10 protein-coding genes are annotated in these 16,273 nt (G+C 74.8%); 5 read left to right on the top strand and 5 right to left on the bottom strand.

The annotated features are described in order from the left end of the window. Positions 1–161 precede the first annotated feature (161 nt). Positions 162–1,589 (top strand): FAD-dependent oxidoreductase, encoded by a 1,428-nt coding sequence (locus AC07C1_RS00715; RefSeq protein ID WP_478935981.1) that lies wholly within the window; start codon positions 162–164, stop codon positions 1,587–1,589. A 65-nt stretch (positions 1,590–1,654) separates the two neighbouring features. Here the strand turns inward: AC07C1_RS00715 and AC07C1_RS00710 are convergent, their stop codons facing one another. Next, complete coding sequence (locus tag AC07C1_RS00710; protein ID WP_478935980.1) at positions 1,655–2,011, bottom strand: ArsR/SmtB family transcription factor; 357 nt, start codon at positions 2,009–2,011, stop codon at positions 1,655–1,657. 131 nt (positions 2,012–2,142) lie between these two features. Here AC07C1_RS00710 and AC07C1_RS00705 point away from each other — a divergent pair, with 131 nt between their 5' ends. Continuing rightward, entirely contained in the window at positions 2,143–3,222 is a 1,080-nt protein-coding gene (locus AC07C1_RS00705; protein WP_478935979.1) for an NADH:flavin oxidoreductase/NADH oxidase, read from the top strand. Positions 3,223–3,709: 487 nt separating this feature from the next. On the opposite strand, the gene AC07C1_RS00700 is transcribed toward AC07C1_RS00705, so the two are convergent. From AC07C1_RS00700 to AC07C1_RS00690, 3 genes are all read right to left on the bottom strand, one after another. Further along, positions 3,710–7,999: an HAD-IC family P-type ATPase gene (locus AC07C1_RS00700; protein ID WP_478935978.1), complete on the bottom strand. Its 4,290-nt coding sequence runs from the start codon at positions 7,997–7,999 to the stop codon at positions 3,710–3,712. 10 nt (positions 8,000–8,009) lie between these two features. Then, on the bottom strand, positions 8,010–8,543 hold the full coding sequence (locus AC07C1_RS00695) for a hypothetical protein (protein WP_478935977.1): 534 nt from the start codon (positions 8,541–8,543) through the stop codon (positions 8,010–8,012). Between the two features lie 674 nt (positions 8,544–9,217). After that, a complete protein-coding gene (locus AC07C1_RS00690; RefSeq protein WP_478935976.1) occupies positions 9,218–9,976 on the bottom strand; it encodes a PaaX family transcriptional regulator C-terminal domain-containing protein in 759 nt (252 codons plus the stop codon). A gap of 63 nt (positions 9,977–10,039) precedes the next feature. Here AC07C1_RS00690 and AC07C1_RS00685 point away from each other — a divergent pair, with 63 nt between their 5' ends. Then, the gene (locus AC07C1_RS00685; protein WP_478935975.1) at positions 10,040–11,716 is read left to right on the top strand and encodes a DNA alkylation response protein; all 1,677 of its coding nucleotides are present in this window, start codon (positions 10,040–10,042) and stop codon (positions 11,714–11,716) included. Positions 11,717–11,861: 145 nt separating this feature from the next. Next, positions 11,862–13,853, top strand: coding sequence for a HEAT repeat domain-containing protein (locus tag AC07C1_RS00680; RefSeq protein WP_478935974.1), 1,992 nt, complete (start codon positions 11,862–11,864; stop codon positions 13,851–13,853). Positions 13,854–14,293: 440 nt separating this feature from the next. Here the strand turns inward: AC07C1_RS00680 and AC07C1_RS00675 are convergent, their stop codons facing one another. Continuing rightward, positions 14,294–14,884: an Rv1733c family protein gene (locus AC07C1_RS00675; protein ID WP_478936558.1), complete on the bottom strand. Its 591-nt coding sequence runs from the start codon at positions 14,882–14,884 to the stop codon at positions 14,294–14,296. Positions 14,885–15,154: 270 nt separating this feature from the next. Between AC07C1_RS00675 and AC07C1_RS00670 the strand changes: the two genes are divergently transcribed. After that, complete coding sequence (locus tag AC07C1_RS00670) at positions 15,155–16,243, top strand: WD40/YVTN/BNR-like repeat-containing protein (RefSeq protein ID WP_478935973.1); 1,089 nt, start codon at positions 15,155–15,157, stop codon at positions 16,241–16,243. The last annotated feature ends 30 nt before the right edge of the window (positions 16,244–16,273 follow it).

Raw genomic sequence — 16,273 nt, 5'->3', positions numbered from 1 at the left:
GGACAGGGTGGACGGCGCGGACAGGGCCGGCTGGGTCATGATCACACTCATACGAATAGACACGCGTCCGGGTCACCCCGGCGGCCCCTGCCGTCGCGGGCCCGGCGGTGCCATGCTGGAGTCGTCCGCACACCACCCTCCTTCGGGCAAGGAGCACCGCTGTGCTGCGAGTCGCCGTCGTCGGTTCCGGGCCGAGCGGGTGTTACACCGCCCAGAGTCTCGTCCAGCTGGACTCCGGGGTGCACGTCGACGTCCTGGACCGGTTGCCGTGCCCGTACGGCCTGGTCCGCTACGGCGTCGCCCCGGACCACGAGAAGATCAAGTCCCTGCAGGGCAGCCTGCGGACGGTGCTGGAGCACGAGCGGGTGCGGTTCCTCGGCGGGATCCGGGTGGGCGGTCCCGGTGGCCTGCCGGTGGAGCGGCTGCGGGAGCTGTACCACGCGGTGGTGTACTGCGTGGGCGCCGCCACCGACCGCCGGCTCGGCATCCCGGGTGAGGACTTGCCGGGCAGCTGGTCGGCGACCGAGTTCGTGTCCTGGTACAGCGCGCATCCGGACGCGGCCGACGCGGACTTCCTGCGCGGGGTGCGTTCGGCGGTGGTCATCGGGGTGGGCAATGTCGCGGTGGACGTCACGCGGATGCTGGTCCGGGGGGCCGCAGAGCTGCGTCCGACGGACATCCCGCAGGCGGCCCTGGACACGCTGACGGCGAGCGGGGTCAGCGAGGTGCACATGGTGGGGCGGCGCGGTCCGGCGCAGGCCCGCTTCACCACGAAGGAGCTGCGCGAGCTGGGCTGCCTGCCCGGCACCGAAGTGACCGTGGATCCCGGCGAGTTGGCGCTCGATCCGGTCGATCCCGGAGCACTGCCTGCCGTCCAGCGCCGTAACGTGGAGGTGCTGCGCGGCTGGGCGGAGCGGCCCCCGGCGCCGGCCGACCGGCGGATCCGTCTGCGGTTCTTCCTGCGGCCCGTCGAACTCCTCGCGGATGGGGGTACCTCCCTGCTCGAGGGCGGCCGAGGGCTCGAGGGCGGCCGGGTGAGCGCGGTGCGCTTCGAACGGACGGTGCCGGACGGGCGCGGCGGCGTGACGGGCACGGGCCGTTTCGAGGACGTGCCCGCCCAGTTGGTGCTGCGGTCGGTCGGCTATCGCGGAGTGCCGCTGCACGGCCTGCCGTTCGATGCGTCGACCGGCACGGTGCCGAACGTGGCGGGGCGGGTCGTACGCGACGGCGCCCCCTCCCCCGGTGAGTACGTCGCCGGGTGGATCAAGCGCGGTCCGACGGGGGTCATCGGCACCAACCGGCCCTGCGCGAAGGAGACGGTGCTCTCCCTGCTCGCCGACGCGCCCGCGCTGGCCCGCGAGGACGTTCCGGCGGATCCGGTGGCGGCGCTCCGGGCGACGGGCGTCGACCCCGTCTCCTGGAGCGAGTGGCTGTCGATCGAACGGGCCGAGGCCGCGCTGGGAGCGAGCCTGGGGCGGGGTGTGGTCAAGCTGGCCGACTGGGACGCCCTGCTCGGAGCGGCACGATCGGCTCAGGCCTCGTCGCCAGGAAGTCCGAGCGGCCAGGGTGCCGGTCCGCGATCGGGCTGAACCGTCTCCTCGACCGCCGTCGATGCGAGCCGGCCAAGGCTCAGGCGGCGCGGGCGGGTCAACGCTCAGGTTCCGTCGCCGAGGCGGAGGGACTGGTGGCCGGCGGCGGCGAGAAGGCTGTCGAGCAGCCCCGGGAAGAGGCCGTCCAGATCGTCCCGCCGCAGGGCGTTCATCTTGGCCGTGCCCCGGTAGACCTGCCGGATGACGCCGCTCTCCCGCAGCACCCGGAAGTGGTGCGTGGTGGTGGACTTGGTCACCGGCAGGTCGAAGTGCGAGCAGGACAACTCGACTTCTTCGGCGGCGAGTTCGCGCACGATCCGCAGCCGCATCGGATCCGAGAGCGCGTGCAGCACGGCCTCCAGCCGGATCTCCTCCCGGTCCGGGTGCGGCAGCGCACGGCCGGGGGTGGCGGTGTCGGTCACGGCGGCTGCCCTTCGTCGGGGATTCCTTCGGCTACGAGCATTGTACGAGAGGCATCGTAGTTTGACATGTCTCGTAGTACGAGGGATATCGTACGAGTCGACCACCGGTCCCCTGACGAACGGAGTCCGTCGTGAGCACGCTCTTCGAGCCCATCACCCTGCGCGAACTGACCATCCCGAACCGGGTGTGGATGTCGCCGATGTGCCAGTACTCGGCCGAGCCGGAGGGCCCGCTGACCGGCGCCCCGCACGACTGGCACTTCGCGCACTACGCTGCGCGCGCCACGGGTGGCACCGGGCTGATCATGGTCGAGGCGACCGCGGTCTCTCCGGAGGGCCGGATCTCCCCCCAGGATCTCGGCCTGTGGAACGACACACAGGTGGAGGCCTTCCGCCGGATCACGCGCTTCCTCGTCGCCCAGGGCTCGGTGCCCGCGATCCAGCTCGCGCACGGCGGCCGCAAGGCCTCCACGGACCAGCCGTGGCGGGGCGGCGCGCCGGTCGGGCCGGAGGCCCACGGCTGGCAGCCGGTCGCCCCGAGCCCGGTGCCCTTCGACGAGCGCCACCCCGTTCCGACAGAGCTGACTGTTGATCAGATCAGGGAAGTCGTCGCGCAGTTCGCGGCCGCTGCCCGCCGGGCGCTGGCCGCCGGCTTCGAGATCGCCGAGGTCCACGGCGCCCACGGCTACCTCGTCAACGAGTTCCTCTCCCCGCACTCCAACCACCGCACCGACGCCTACGGCGGCTCGTACGAGAACCGCACGCGGTTCGCCCTCGAGGTCGTCGACGCGGTGCGGGAGGTGTGGCCGCAGGACAAGCCGGTGTTCTTCCGCATCTCGGCCACCGACTGGCTCCAGGACGGCGGCTGGACCACTAAGGACACGGTCCGCTTCGCCCGTGACCTGCACGCCCACGGCGTCGATCTCCTCGACGTCTCCACCGGCGGCAACGCCTCCGGCGTGAGCATCCCGACCCGGCCCGGCTACCAGGTTCCGTTCGCCGCCCGCGTGAAGGCCGAGACGTCGCTGCCCGTCGGCGCCGTCGGCCTGGTCACCGAGGCCGAGCAGGCCCAGAAGATCATCGCGAACGGTGAGGCCGACGCGGTGTTCCTGGGCCGGGAACTGCTGCGCAACCCCTCCTGGGCCCGGCAGGCGGCCCGGGACCTGGGCGGCGAGGTGAGGGTGCCGAACCAGTACAGCTGGTCAGCCTGAACCGGCCGGCCCCGGCCGGTTGCGGGCCCCGTCGGCCCCGGGCCCGGCGGATTCCGGGCCCGGCCGGCCGACCACGGTCGGCTCTCCGCCGTACCCCCGGTCCCCGCCCGGTTGCGGGCCCCGTCCCTGTGCCCGATTCGAGCCCGGCTCCGCTGTGGCAGCCGGACCCGAGCCCGGCGGCGGTGATCGGGCCCCGGGGCCCGGCTTCCGACCCGTCGGCCCAGTGGCGCAGCCGCACGGCATCGGTTCGAGCCCCACTCATCGAACCGCACTCCCCTGCCCAGACGGCTCCGGGACCAACCCGGCTTCCCGCCACGGGCGCCCGGACCCAGCTCCGGGCGCGGGCGCCCGAGCCCCGCTCCCCCCGTCGGTCCGGCGGCGCCGTGGCGGCGGCGGGCGGTGCGTCCGCCCGTCGCGTCGGCTCCGGCCGTCCGGCGGCCTGCCCCCATGGACCGCCGGACGGCCGGACGGCCGGACGGCCGGCGGTTCATGTGGGCAGCAGCCGCCCGATGGTCTCCTCGAGGCGGGGCAGGGTCCGCTGCCCCGCCAGCGCCAGGGCGATCGCCGCAACGACTCCGGCCCAGGCGACCGGGCCGAGCGGCGTGCATCCGAAGAGGCGGCTGACGCCCGGGGTCTGCACCACGGCGACCAGGGCCACGGCGGACCCCAGGGAGGTGACCTGCACCAGGCGGCTGTCGCGCCGGTCGAGGAGGGTCTGCGCGAGCTGGGTGCCGACCACTCCACACAGGGCCATGGTGCCGGAGCGGCGGGCGGTGCCCGGGGTGAAGCGGCCGATCAGCCAGGCCGTGAGCGCGCCCAGGCAGGTGGTGAGGGCGCGGTGCCGGATCTGCCGCAGCAGGGGTTCACCCAGCACACCGGCCGCCTCCTCCACGTGAGCCAGGTCCGCCTCGCCCTCCTTCTCCGTCACCGCCACCGCCATCGACGGGAAGAGGTCGGTGAACAGGTTCACCATCAGCATCTGCCGGGTGGACAGCGGTGCCCGCCCGGACAGCAGCGTGCCGAGGATGCCGAAGCCGACCTCTCCCGCGTTGCCGCCGATCAGGATGGCGATGGCGTCGGCCACGCTGTGCCACAGGGCGCGCCCCTCGCCGACCGCGTCGATGAGGACGGTCAGGTCGTCGTCGGTGAGGACGATGTCGGCGGCGTTGCGCGCCGCGGCCGAACCCCGCGCGTTGATGCCGACACCGATGTCGGCGGCGCGGATGGCCGCGGCGTCGTTGGCCCCGTCGCCGACCATGCCGACCACCCGGCCCGCGTCCCGCAGCGCCTCCACGACCTGGAGCTTCTGCTCGGGCGCCACCCGGGCCACCACACCCGCGTCGCGCAGCATGCGGGCCCGGGCCGCCCGGTCCGCCGCCGCCAGTTCGTCCCCGGTGACCACCACGGTGTCCTCGGGCCAGCCCAGGTCCGCGGCGATGGCCCGCGCGGTCTGCGGGTGGTCGCCGGTGAGCATGACCGGTCGTACGCCTGCCTTGTCGAGGCCGTTCACGAGAGCCGTGGAGGTGTCGCGCGGCACGTCGGACAGTGCGAGCAGACCTATGAACTCGAGTTCCGCCAGCGGCTGTTCGAGGATGTCGGACTCCTTCTCGCCCGCGCCGAGCCGCCGTTCCGCGACCGCGAGGACCCGCAGGCCGCCCCCGGCGAGCGCGTGCGCGGCGTCGGAGGCGTGCTTCGGCAGGCCGGAGCAGGCGGGCAGCACGGTTTCCGGGGCGCCCTTGACGACGAGTACGGGCGGCCCGTCCCCGGTGCGGCCGACGGCGGCGGCGTATCCCCGCGCGGCCTCGAACGGCAGGTCCGCGAGCTGCGTCCAGTCGGGGTCGGGCCCGGCCGCGGCCAGCACGGCCTCGTCGGTGGCGTGCACCGGACGGTCGGATCCGCCGTTGAGCTGCGGGCAGGCCCGCACCGCGGTCCGGATCGTGTCCGCGGACCCGGCGTCGTCCACCGCGCGGACCGTGCCGTCGGCGTCGGAGGTGCGCACGAGCCGCAGCCGGTTCTCGGTGAGGGTGCCGGTCTTGTCGAAGCAGATGGTGTCCATGCGGCCCAGCGCCTCCAGCGTGCGCGGGGTGCGCACGAGGACACCGCCACGGCTCAGCCGCCGGGCTGCCGCCAGCTGCGCGACCGTGGCCACCAGCGGCAGCCCCTCGGGGACGGCCGCCACGGCGACCGCGACGCCGCCGCTGACCGCTTCGCGGATGGGGGTGCCGCGCAGCAGTGCCAGACCGGTGACCGCGGCGCCGCCGCCGAGCGTCAACGGCAGTGCCTTGCGGGTGAGGTCCTGCAGCCTGGCCTGCACACCGCCGGCCGGGGGCGTACGCGCGGCGAGGTGGACGGCGCGGGCGGCCTCGGTGCGGTCGCCGGTGTCGACCACGACGGCGTGCGCCTGCCCCGCCACCACGGTCGTGCCCTCGAAGACCATGCAGCGCCGGTCGGCGACCGCGGCGTGCGGGGTCGAGCCCGTGCGCTTCTCCACCGGCAGCGACTCACCGGTCAGTGCGGACTCGTCGACCTCCAGGCCGTCCTGCCACAGCAGGCGGGCGTCGGCGGGCACCACGTCGTCCCCCTTGAGCTGGATCACGTCGCCCGGCTGGAGCTTGCCCGCCTCCACGGTGCGGGTCCCGCCGGCCGGTGCCTCGTCCTCCGGTGCCACGACGCGCGCCTTCTGCTTCTGCTCGGCGACCAGTCCGGACAGCGCCCGTTCGGCGCGCAGCCGCTGGATGCCGCCGACCAGGGCGTTCAGGTCCAGGGCGCCGACGACGAGCAGGGCGTCCATGACCGAGCCGAGGATCGCCGACGCCGCCGAGCCGACGGCCAGGACCGGGGTGAGCGGGTCATGGAGTTCGCCGCGGACGGCCCGGCCGAGCCCATAGGTCCAGCGCAGGGGTACGACGGCCGGGTGCCGGGAGACTCCGGCGGTCGCTTTGCGGACGCGGGCGGTCAGCTCCTCAAGGGCAGTGCTCTCGGTGACCGGTTCGTGCTCCAGCCGCTCACGGGCCTCGTCGGGCTCCAGTTCGTGCCAGTGCACACGCGGACGCGGGTGCGGGGCGCGGGCCGTCGCCACACCGAACGCGGCCCGCGCCCCCGACAGCAGAGCGGTCGCGGCACCCGCGTCGACGGGTGCGTGCCGGAGCCCCGGCAGCACGGCGATGCGACCGCGTCCGCCCCCGGACTCGCCGACGGCCACGAGGAGACCGGACAGCGCGGCACCGGAACGCGCCAGGGTCTGGGACCGCCGGCCGACCGAGCGGGCGGCCGGGATCGCGGTGAGCACGCGCCACACATCGGGCAGGCCGTGCAGCGCCAGGATGTCCGCGCCCCACACGACCGCGCCGTCGTGGTCGGTCAGGGCGACGGCCACGTCACTGGCGCGCAGGGCGGCCAGGACGTCGTGCTCCTCGGCCCCGCGCACGCGGGCGACCGTCAGCACCACACCCGAGTCGCCGCGCGCCTCGTACACCACGTCGTCCAGCGGCCGCCGGGCGTCGACCACCTGGTCGGCGAGCCCGGTGAAGTCCTCCAGCGCGGGGTCGTCCACCATCACGACCCGGAGACCGGCCCGGCGCGCGGCGTCCAGCACCGCCTCGGCCCACGGGTCGGCCTCGCCGTCCTCGGTGCACAGCGCACCGGAGTGCAGGACGACGGTGCCGGCCATCTCCAGCTGGCGCAACCGGTCAGGGTCCCGGACCAGCACGCCGGCGCGGGCGAGCGCGGCGCTGAGCAGGGCGTGGAAGGCGGCGGGGCCGTAGCGGGCCGCCTTCGGCGAGCCGGCCAGCACCGCCTCCGCCGCCTCGGCGGCGTCGTGCTTCACCAGCAGGGTGGCCGCGGCGCCCAGCAGGCTCCCCGTGGAGGCGTGCGAGGCGTACTCCTGGGCCGGGGACTCGCGCAGTGGCGGCCGAGGAGAGCCGCCCGCGGCGAGGCTGATCCGGTCCGGTGCGCACAACTGGTCGTGGACCGTTTCGAAGGCGGCGGCGCGGGCCACCGTCTCGACCACCTGGCAGGCTCGCAGGGCGCCGTCGAGCACGAGGGAGGTGGGGGTCTGGCCGGCGCCGTGGACGACGGCGTTCACACAGGCGAGCGCCAGGTCCATCCGGTCGGCGCCCAGCCGGTCGCGCAGCCGGTCACGGAAGCGCGGGTTCTCCCGAAGCAGCGTCACCATCGCGGTCACCATGCGGGGTGAGGGCGGCAGGCGCATCGCGTACGCGCCGAGTGCGACACCGATGCCCACGCCGTCGGCCGCGAGCGTGGTCACGGCGGCGCGCACCCCGGCCGGGTCGGCGGGATGCGTGGTCTCCTCCACGTCCCCGGCGGACAGGACCAGTCCGTGCCGCTCGGCCAGCTCGGCCGCGTGCTCCATGACCTGGTCGACCGCCTCGTCCCCGGCCGCGGTCACCACCAGCCGCGCGAGCCCCTCGTCCCAGTAGGCGACGAGCACGTCGGGCCGCTCCGCCAGGGTCTCGGCCACCCGTCGTGCCAGGTGGGCCATGCCGCCCGTGCGCCGCACCCGGTCGTGTTCCACGGGCCGCAGGGCCAGGTGCGCGCGGGCGCCGGCCCGCCAGTGGTCACCGGCGCCGGGCAGCGTGTTGCGAGCCACGCGCGCGACCCGCACGGCGGCGTCGGCGCCGCGCACCCCGGCGCGTGCGGTCCCGGCGGCGGCTGCTGCCGCCGCCCCGACGGCCGGCGCCGCCGCCCGCGCGAGGAGCCTGGGCGCCGCGGGCAGCAGGCGTGCGGCGGCGGAGGGCACCGTGAGCAGACCGAGCACTTGACCCTCCTCAGAGCGTGGTGCGGTCGGGCCGCGCCGTCGGGCCGAGCGGACCGGAGGACGACTTCGGCTCCGGCCCCGTGCTCTGCGCCGGCTTCCCGGCCGGGGGCGCCTCGGCGGGACCGGACGGCTTGGCGCCTTCCGACGCCTTCGCGGCGCCGGTGTGCGGCCCCGCCGCCGGGTCGTGCCCGGCCACGCGCCCGGGCGCGTGGCCGGACCTGAGCGCCGCGGTGCCGAGGTCGTGCGCGGGTTCCGGACGGTGCGTGGAGACGTCCTCCGCCGGGTGCACGGGCCGGGGCTGGGTGAGCCAGGCCACCGCGGCGCCGGTCAGGGCGACGGGCCACTCCACCACACCCGCGGCGCCGAGCAGCCCGGCCCCCGCGTACACCGCCATGCGCCGGCCGCGGGGGGACACCGCGCCGACCTTGTCCAGGGTTTCCTCCGCCGCCCTGCCCACCGTCCCGGCGCCGGGCACCTTGCGCAGTACCGAGGCCGCGCCGCGCAGGGGCGCCGTGAGCGTCGACGACGACTTCTGCTCAGCCATGACTCTCCTCGGGTGAGATCGCTTACCGTGCCCCCCGAGTGCCCACGGCCGCGCTGGTCATCCACTTATCCCACCGGGAAACACCAGCTCTTCCCAGGGGCCGCCACCGATCACGCCGGCGCCATCTGGCCCCGCTATGGTCCCGCGCCCTGCGGAGCGCCCCCACGGCACAGACCGGCGTTTGGCACGAGCCGTGCGGGAACCGTGACTAGAAAGCGCTTACCCTTTACGGTCACGTTCATCAACGTGACCGAGGAGCCCCGACAGAGGGGGCACTTACGGCCGCTGCAGCACAGCTGCGTTCCGCGTGACGTACAGCATTCACGTACGTAACCTTCCCCACTCGAAGGAACGCGCCCCGTGCAACGACAACGACGCACCACCATCACGGTCGCCGCCGCCACCCTCGCGGGAAGATCATTCCAACGGCACCTCTTGCAAGTACGCCACCTCGAACATCACGTACAAGTGAGTCCTGGCCGACCCGCGGGGGCGTCACCGGCGCCCCCGCGGGCGGCTTCCCCCGGAGGCGCCGATCCAGGCCTCCTCGCAACCCGCGCCTCCATGAACCGGCCCTTCCCGAGCCGCCGTCGGGGAGGCGGATGCCGCTTTCATGGCCCCCACCCCAATGCGTCGAGGCCGCGGACACCCATCGGCAGAACCGGCCCGTGCGGTCAGGGCGCCGCGCCCCCGGAACCGAGCGTCGCGGCCAGTTCCCGTCGGTAGCCGGCGTACGCCGTGCGCAGGGCCTCGCCCGGCCAGTCCGCGGGCACGAGGGCGGGTGGCAGCACGGGGTCGGTGAGCAGGTGGCGTACGGCGGCGGCGTAGGCGGCGAGGCGGTCGGCCGGCCGCTCGGCCGCGGTCGCGCGGCCGAGCAGGGAACGCGCGGTGCCCGCCCACCCCTCCAGCGGCCAGAGCCGGGCGACCAGGTCGCGCGAGGGCTCGTCGGGGCGGGCGGTGTACGTCCGGGCCGCAGCGTGCAGCTCGCCCGGCAGCGGGCGGTCGAGGTTGGCCGGCCGCAGCCACACACCCTCGCGGAGTTCGGCCAGGCGCAGGGCGGCCAACCGGCCCCGCAGCTCGGCGCGTTCGGCCGGGCCACGACCCGTCGCCGTGATCACCACCATCTCCCAGTCGCCGTCCCACGCGCGCGTGCCGGGGTGCACGGCGTCGTCCTGGCGGCGCTGACGGGCCAGCAGCCGGTCGCTGAGCCCATAGACGGCGTCCGTGCGCCGCAGGTCGCCGGCGGCCACCATCCGGCTCAGCGCGGCCCGCAGGGTGGAGCCGCCGACACCGAAGGGCTCCACCAGCCGGACCAGGTCCTTCACGGGCAGTTCCGGCGGGTGCGCGCCGAGGAGCAGGCTCAGCACGACCGATCGCGCGGACAGCGGCCGCAGGCCGGCCGCGTCCGGCTCCGCCGACACGTTCATGCGCATGAGCACGTACTGTACGTGCGCCTCCTTGTTGCATCATTGCTACGACCGCAAGAAGAGTGCAACATGACTCCTATGGTCTCGATTCCCGCGCAGTCGCCGGCTCAGCCGCAGTTCGCCACGCACGACGTCACCAACCAGGCGCCGCCCCTCGCCCCGTACGACGCCTCCGACGACCGGGCCCTGCTGGAGGGGCTGCGCCGGGAGGGCGCCGGGTGGGCCGAGGACGACATCCGCGGGCTCGGGGCCCGCGCCGGGAGCGCGGAGGCGCAGGAGTGGGGCGATCAGGCGAACCGGTACGAGCCGGTCCTGCGCACCCACGACCGCTACGGCCACCGCGTCGACGAGGTGGAGTTCCACCCCAGCTGGCACCACCTGATGCGCACGGCGGTCGCCGAGGGCCTGGCCGGAGCCCCGTGGGCGGACGAGCGGCCCGGCGCGCACGTGGCCCGTACGGCGGGCGGGCTGGTTTGGGGGCACACGGAGGCGGGTCATGGCTGCCCGACGTCGATGACGTACGCCGCCGTGCCCGCGCTGCGGGCGCAACCGGATCTGGCCAAGGTCTACGAGCCGCTGCTCACCAGCCGGGAGTACGACCCGGAACTGCGCGTGCCGGCCGAGAAGCCCGGGCTGCTCGCCGGGATGGGCATGACCGAGAAGCAGGGCGGCTCCGACGTCCGGACGAACACCACCACGGCCACACCCACCGACGAGCCCGGCGTGTACACGCTGCGCGGGCACAAGTGGTTCACGTCGGCGCCGATGTGCGATGTCTTCCTGGTGCTCGCGCAGGCCCCTGGCGGGCTGTCCTGCTTCCTGGTGCCGCGGATCCTGCCGGACGGCAGCCGCAACACCTTCCGCATCCAGCGGCTGAAGGACAAGCTCGGCAACCGGTCCAACGCCTCCTCGGAGCCGGAGTTCGACCGGACCGTGGCCTGGCTGGTGGGTCCGGAGGGCCGCGGTGTGAAGACCATCATCGAGATGGTCAACTGCACCCGGCTGGACTGTGTGATGTCCACGGCGACCCTGATGCGCAAGACGCTCGTCGAGGCCGGCCACCACGCCCGGCACCGCAGCGCCTTCGGGGCCCGCCTCGTCGACCAGCCGCTCATGCGCAACGTCCTGGCCGACCTCGCGCTGGAGTCGGAGGCGGCGACGACGCTGACGTTGCGGCTGGCCGGGGCGGCGGACCGGGCGGTGCGCGGGGACGCGGGTGAGCGGGCGTTCCGGCGGATCGCGACCGCGGTGGGCAAGTACTGGGTCACCAAGCGGGGTCCGGCGTTCACCGCCGAGGCCCTGGAGTGCCTGGGCGGCAACGGGTACGTCGAGGAGTCCGGCATGCCCCGGCACTACCGGGAGGCTCCGCTGCTGTCGATCTGGGAAGGCTCCGGGAACGTCAACGCGCTGGACGTGCTGCGCGCCCTCGGCCGGGAACCGGACAGCGCCGAGGCCCTGTTCACGGAACTCGCCCTCGCACGCGGGGCGGACGCCCGCCTGGACGCGGCCGTGACCGGGCTGAGGGACCAGTTGGCCGAGACCGATCAGGCGGGCGCCCGCCGGCTGGTGGAGCGGATGGCCCTCGCTCTCCAGGCCTCCCTGCTGGTCCGGCACGCCCCGTCCCCGGTCGCGGACGCCTTCTGCGCGACACGGCTGGGTGGCGACTGGGGGCACGCGTTCGGCACGCTGCCCTCCGGGACCGGCCTCGACGCGATCCTGGAGCGCGCCCTGCCCGACCGGAACTGATCCCTCTTCGGGCGTCCTTCCCGGGTCGGCGCCGCTGGCCGATCACAGCCGACGGATCGCACACAGTCAGCGTGCGGTTCCGTACCGTTGTCGGTGCCGTGGTGCACACTCGCGATCAGGTGACACTCGCCTGGGGGAGGACAACGTGTTCACGGGGATCGACGAGATCGACTGGGCCTCGCTGCGGCACGCGCACGGCAGCGCGGAGGACGTGCCCGGTTGGTTACGGGCGCTGGCGTCCGCGGACACCGCCGAGCGGGCGACCGCGCTCGACGGGATGTACGGCGCCGTGCACCACCAGGGGAACGTGTACGACTCGACGCTGGCCTGCGTCCCGTTCCTCTTCGCGGTCGCGGCCCGGCCGGAGGTGCCGGACCGGGGCGCCGTCGTGGAACTGCTGATCAGCATCGGCGCGGAGAGCGCGGACGGGAACGCGCGGGCGCGGGAGGCGGTGTGCGCGGGCGCCGAGGGCTTCGTCTCCCTCGCCGGGGATCCGGACCCGGTGGTGCGCGCAGCGGCGGCCGGTGCGCTCGTCCGGTTCCTGGACGAGCCCGCCCGGACCCTGGATCTGTTACGGCGCCGCGTCCGGGCCGAGCGGGACGACCGTGTACTGCTCGCTCTCACGGAGACGCTCGGCCTGTTCGTCCGCCGGTGCCCCGCGCACGCCGACGGCGCGGTGGACCTGCTGGCCGAGCAGAGCGCGCCACCGTACGCTCCGGGGCTGCGGCTCGCCGCACTCGGACAGCTCGCGCTCGGCGCGCCCGGCCGGCTGCCCGCCGATCTGGTGCCGACCGCGGTCCGGCTGCTGCGGGAGCGGTCCGCGCACCGCGTCCGTGAGTCTCGGTACTCCGGCACGGCCACCCTCGTGGGCCGGATACGGCGTCTGCGCCCCTTCGACGAGGAGGGCTCTCATCTGCTGCGCACCCTGCACACCGCGCTGGGGGACCGGGTCGGGGACCGGATCGCCCTGCTCACCGGCCAGCTGACCAGTCCGGAGCCGGTGGACCGGTGCAATGCCGTGTGGATGGCGGCGGGACTGTTCCGTGGCTGGCGTGGTGACCACACCGGCCCCGTCGAGCTGCTCGGCGCCCAACTGGACACCGAGCACGACCGGTTACGGGAGGCGGCGGTCTCGGTCCTGGCGGAGCTGTTCGCCCTGGCCGCGCCCGCCGCCGACGGACTGCACGCGTTGGTGAGTGCCCGGCCCGATCTGTGGACACACCGCTGGGAGCGCTGCGCCCCCACGCTGGGCTACCCGCTCAAGGCACTGGCCCGGAGCGGCGATCCACGGGCGGTCCCGGCGCTCGCCCAGTTACTGGCCGGCCCGGCTGCGCCCGCCGACCTGGGCTTCGAACTCGCACAACTCGGCCGCGCCACGGCCCCGCTCGCCCCCGCGCTACGGCACCGGCTCGGCCGGATCCCCCTGGCCTCCCCCGCCGCCGCCCGGCTCGCCGCCCCGCTGCTGTCGGCGGTCGGGGCCGTCGGGGACGCGGAGGCCGTACCGGAGGTGCTGCGGCTGCTGTCGGGTGCCGATGCCGCCGACGGCCTGGGGGCACGGGACGCGGTCGCGGAGCAGGCGATCCGGACGGTGGAGGCGCTCGGCGCCGCCGCGCGGGCGACACCGCTCCTGCACGCCTTGCTGGACACCCGGCACGCGGCCACCGCGGCGGGCGCGCTCTGGTCGGCCGACCGGGACGCCACCGCCGTACTCCCCGTTCTCATAAGGGAGTTGAAAGAGGGCGACCCGGCGAACCGCCGCCTCGCCGCCCGGCAGCTCGGCAGGCTGGGCCCGGCCGCCCGCGCCGCCCTGCCCGAGCTGCGCCGGACCGCCCGGTCGGGTCCGACGCGGGAGCGGACATCGGCCGCGTGCGCGCTCTGGCAGATCGCGGCGGACCCCGACATCGTGCTGCCGGTGCTGCGTGCCGCCTGGGCAAAGGCCCCCCGGACCCGCGGCGAGATCGCCGGGTGCCTCACCAGAATGGGTCCGGCGGCCGCGCCGCTACGGGACCTGGTGGTGGCCGAACTGGCCGCCCCACGTCGGCACCTGGCCCGTGAGAGGGGGTACGGCGGCAGCCGCGACATCCCCGAGGACGAGGCGTTGCTGAGAGCGTGCCGGGAGGTGCTGGCGCGGGCGTAGAGGCCTCTGACAGACCTGCGCGCACGCGGGGTTCACATCGGGCACTGCCCGATGTGCTGAGTTCGTGGATGCGGCTGTTCGCGCCGGAGCGCGGGGTGGGCGTCCGCCCGTCCTGCGGCCATGGACGGCGGACCACCTGAAACGCTCGAGGAGTTCCGCGCTTCGCCGGAGCCGGGCGGGTGCCTCAGGCCCGGCGAGGGCCACCGCACGATCCGGCGGGACCGGGTGGTCCTGTACCGGAGGACCAGGCGCGTCTCACCACCCGGCCGCACCGGCACCTCGGGGGGGGTCCCGTACCGGAGGACCAGGCGCGTCTCACCACCCGGCCGCACCGGCACCTCGGGGGGGTCCCGTACCGGAGGACCAGGCGCGTCTCACCACCCGGCCGCACCGGCACCTCGCCCTCACCTGAGCCGAACACAGGTGCACGCCCTTGGCCGTCAGACCATCCGCCCCCACTGCGGCCCGAGCCGGGCCCATTCCGTGTCCCATGCGTCCATCCGCCGGCGTTCCAGCCGGCTGCGCAGGGCCAGGCCGCCGACGAGAGGGACGGCGGCCGCGCTCACACCGAGCAGGCCGCCTAGGAGTGCGGCCCGGAAGGCGGCCTCGCCGGCGGAGGTGGGCCGGCCGACGAGATGGCCCTGAGAGTCGGTCCAGACGGTGACCGGGGTGCCGGCCTTGCTGCCGGGCTCCACCCGGACCCGGCCGGTGCGGGCGGAACCGTCGGCCACCGTCCAGCGCACCTCGGCCCACACCCGCTCGCCGGAGGAGACGTGGCTCTGCGCGGGGGACGATCCCGGAACCCGCTGGACCACGCGAGCCACCGCGGGACGCCAGGCGGCACGCTCCCGGGCGAGTCCGTGCTCCGCGGACCGGGCCGCCGTGAGGCCCACCAGCGTCCCGGCCAGGACGGTCAGCAGCCAGGCGCCGAGCACCACCCAGGCCTCCACCACGTCGGCCCGGCGCTTGAGCGGGTTGCGCCGCCAGCGCCACAGCCACACCTTCGGACCACGGAACGCCTTCAAGGGCATCCTCCTCACGAGCGCACCGACCGGCTGACCGCCCTCCCATACGGGAGAGATCACTCCGTTGCTCACGACGAGCCGTCCATCGACGGTCGCACGAGACACCCCTGCCGCGCAGGCGCATTCCGGAACGGAACCGGCCGATCTTCGTCGGAGGCCGGCGACACAGCTGTGGCCTGCGCAGACGCGCACAACAGGGGAGAGTGTCAGTGGTGGGGTGCAGACTGGCCGATATCTGACGGCTACCTGGACGAAGGCGTCCCGGAGGTGATCGGCATGACCGAGGTACTGCTGGCGGTGGGCACCCGCAAAGGCCTGTTCCTCGGGCGGCGGCGGGGCGGCGGCGCCTGGGAGTTCGACGAGAGCCCGTATTTCAACGCGCAGGCGGTCTACTCGGTGGCGATCGACACCAGGGGCGCCCGGCCGCGGCTGCTGGCGGGCGGCGACAGCACGCACTGGGGCCCGTCGGTGTTCCACTCCGACGACCTGGGCCGCAGCTGGACCGAGCCCTCGCAGCCGGCCGTCAAGTTCCCCAAGGACACCGGCGCTTCCCTGGAGCGCGTCTGGCAGCTGCATCCGGCCGCCGCCGAGCCCGACGTGGTGTATGCGGGCACGGAACCGGCCGCGCTGTACCGCTCGGAGGACCGCGGCGAGAGCTTCGAGCTGGTCCGGCCGCTGTGGGAGCACCCGACGCGCTCACGGTGGGTGCCGGGCGGCGGCGGTGAGGGTCTGCACACGGTGGTGACCGACGCGCGCGACCCGCGGGAGGTGACCGTGGCCGTCTCGACGGCCGGCGTGTTCCGTACCACCGACGGCGGCACGAGCTGGAAGCCGTCCAACTCCGGTGTGTCCGCGGTGTTCCTGCCGGACCCGAACCCGGAGTTCGGGCAGTGCGTCCACAAGATCGCCAAGGACGCGGGCGACCCGGACCGGCTGTATCTGCAGAACCACTGGGGGGTGTACCGCAGCGACGACGCAGGCGGGCACTGGACCGACATCGGCGCGGATCTGCCGTCCACGTTCGGCTTCGCGGTCGCCGCCCATCCGCACCGGGGCGACACGGCGTACGTCTTCCCGATCAACGCCGACGCCGACCGGGTGCCCGCCGAGCACCGGTGCCGGGTCTTCCGCACCGCGGACGCGGGCAGGACGTGGGAGCCGCTGTCCAGGGGGCTGCCGCGGGAGGACCACTACGGCACGGTCCTGCGGGACGCCCTGTGCACCGACGACGCCGACCCGGCGGGGGTGTACTTCGGCAACCGCAACGGCGAGGTGTTCGCCTCGGCCGACGACGGTGACAGCTGGCAGCAGCTGGCCGCGCATCTGCCGGACGTGCTGTGCGTGCGCGCGGCGGTGGTCGGCTGACCCCGGCGCCGAGCGGTGCGGGGCCGCCCG

The sequence above is a fragment of the Streptomyces sp. NPDC045022 genome (assembly GCF_056432605.1).
Note: the sequence above shows the minus strand (reverse complement) of the source record. Positions and strands in the feature narration are given on the sequence as shown.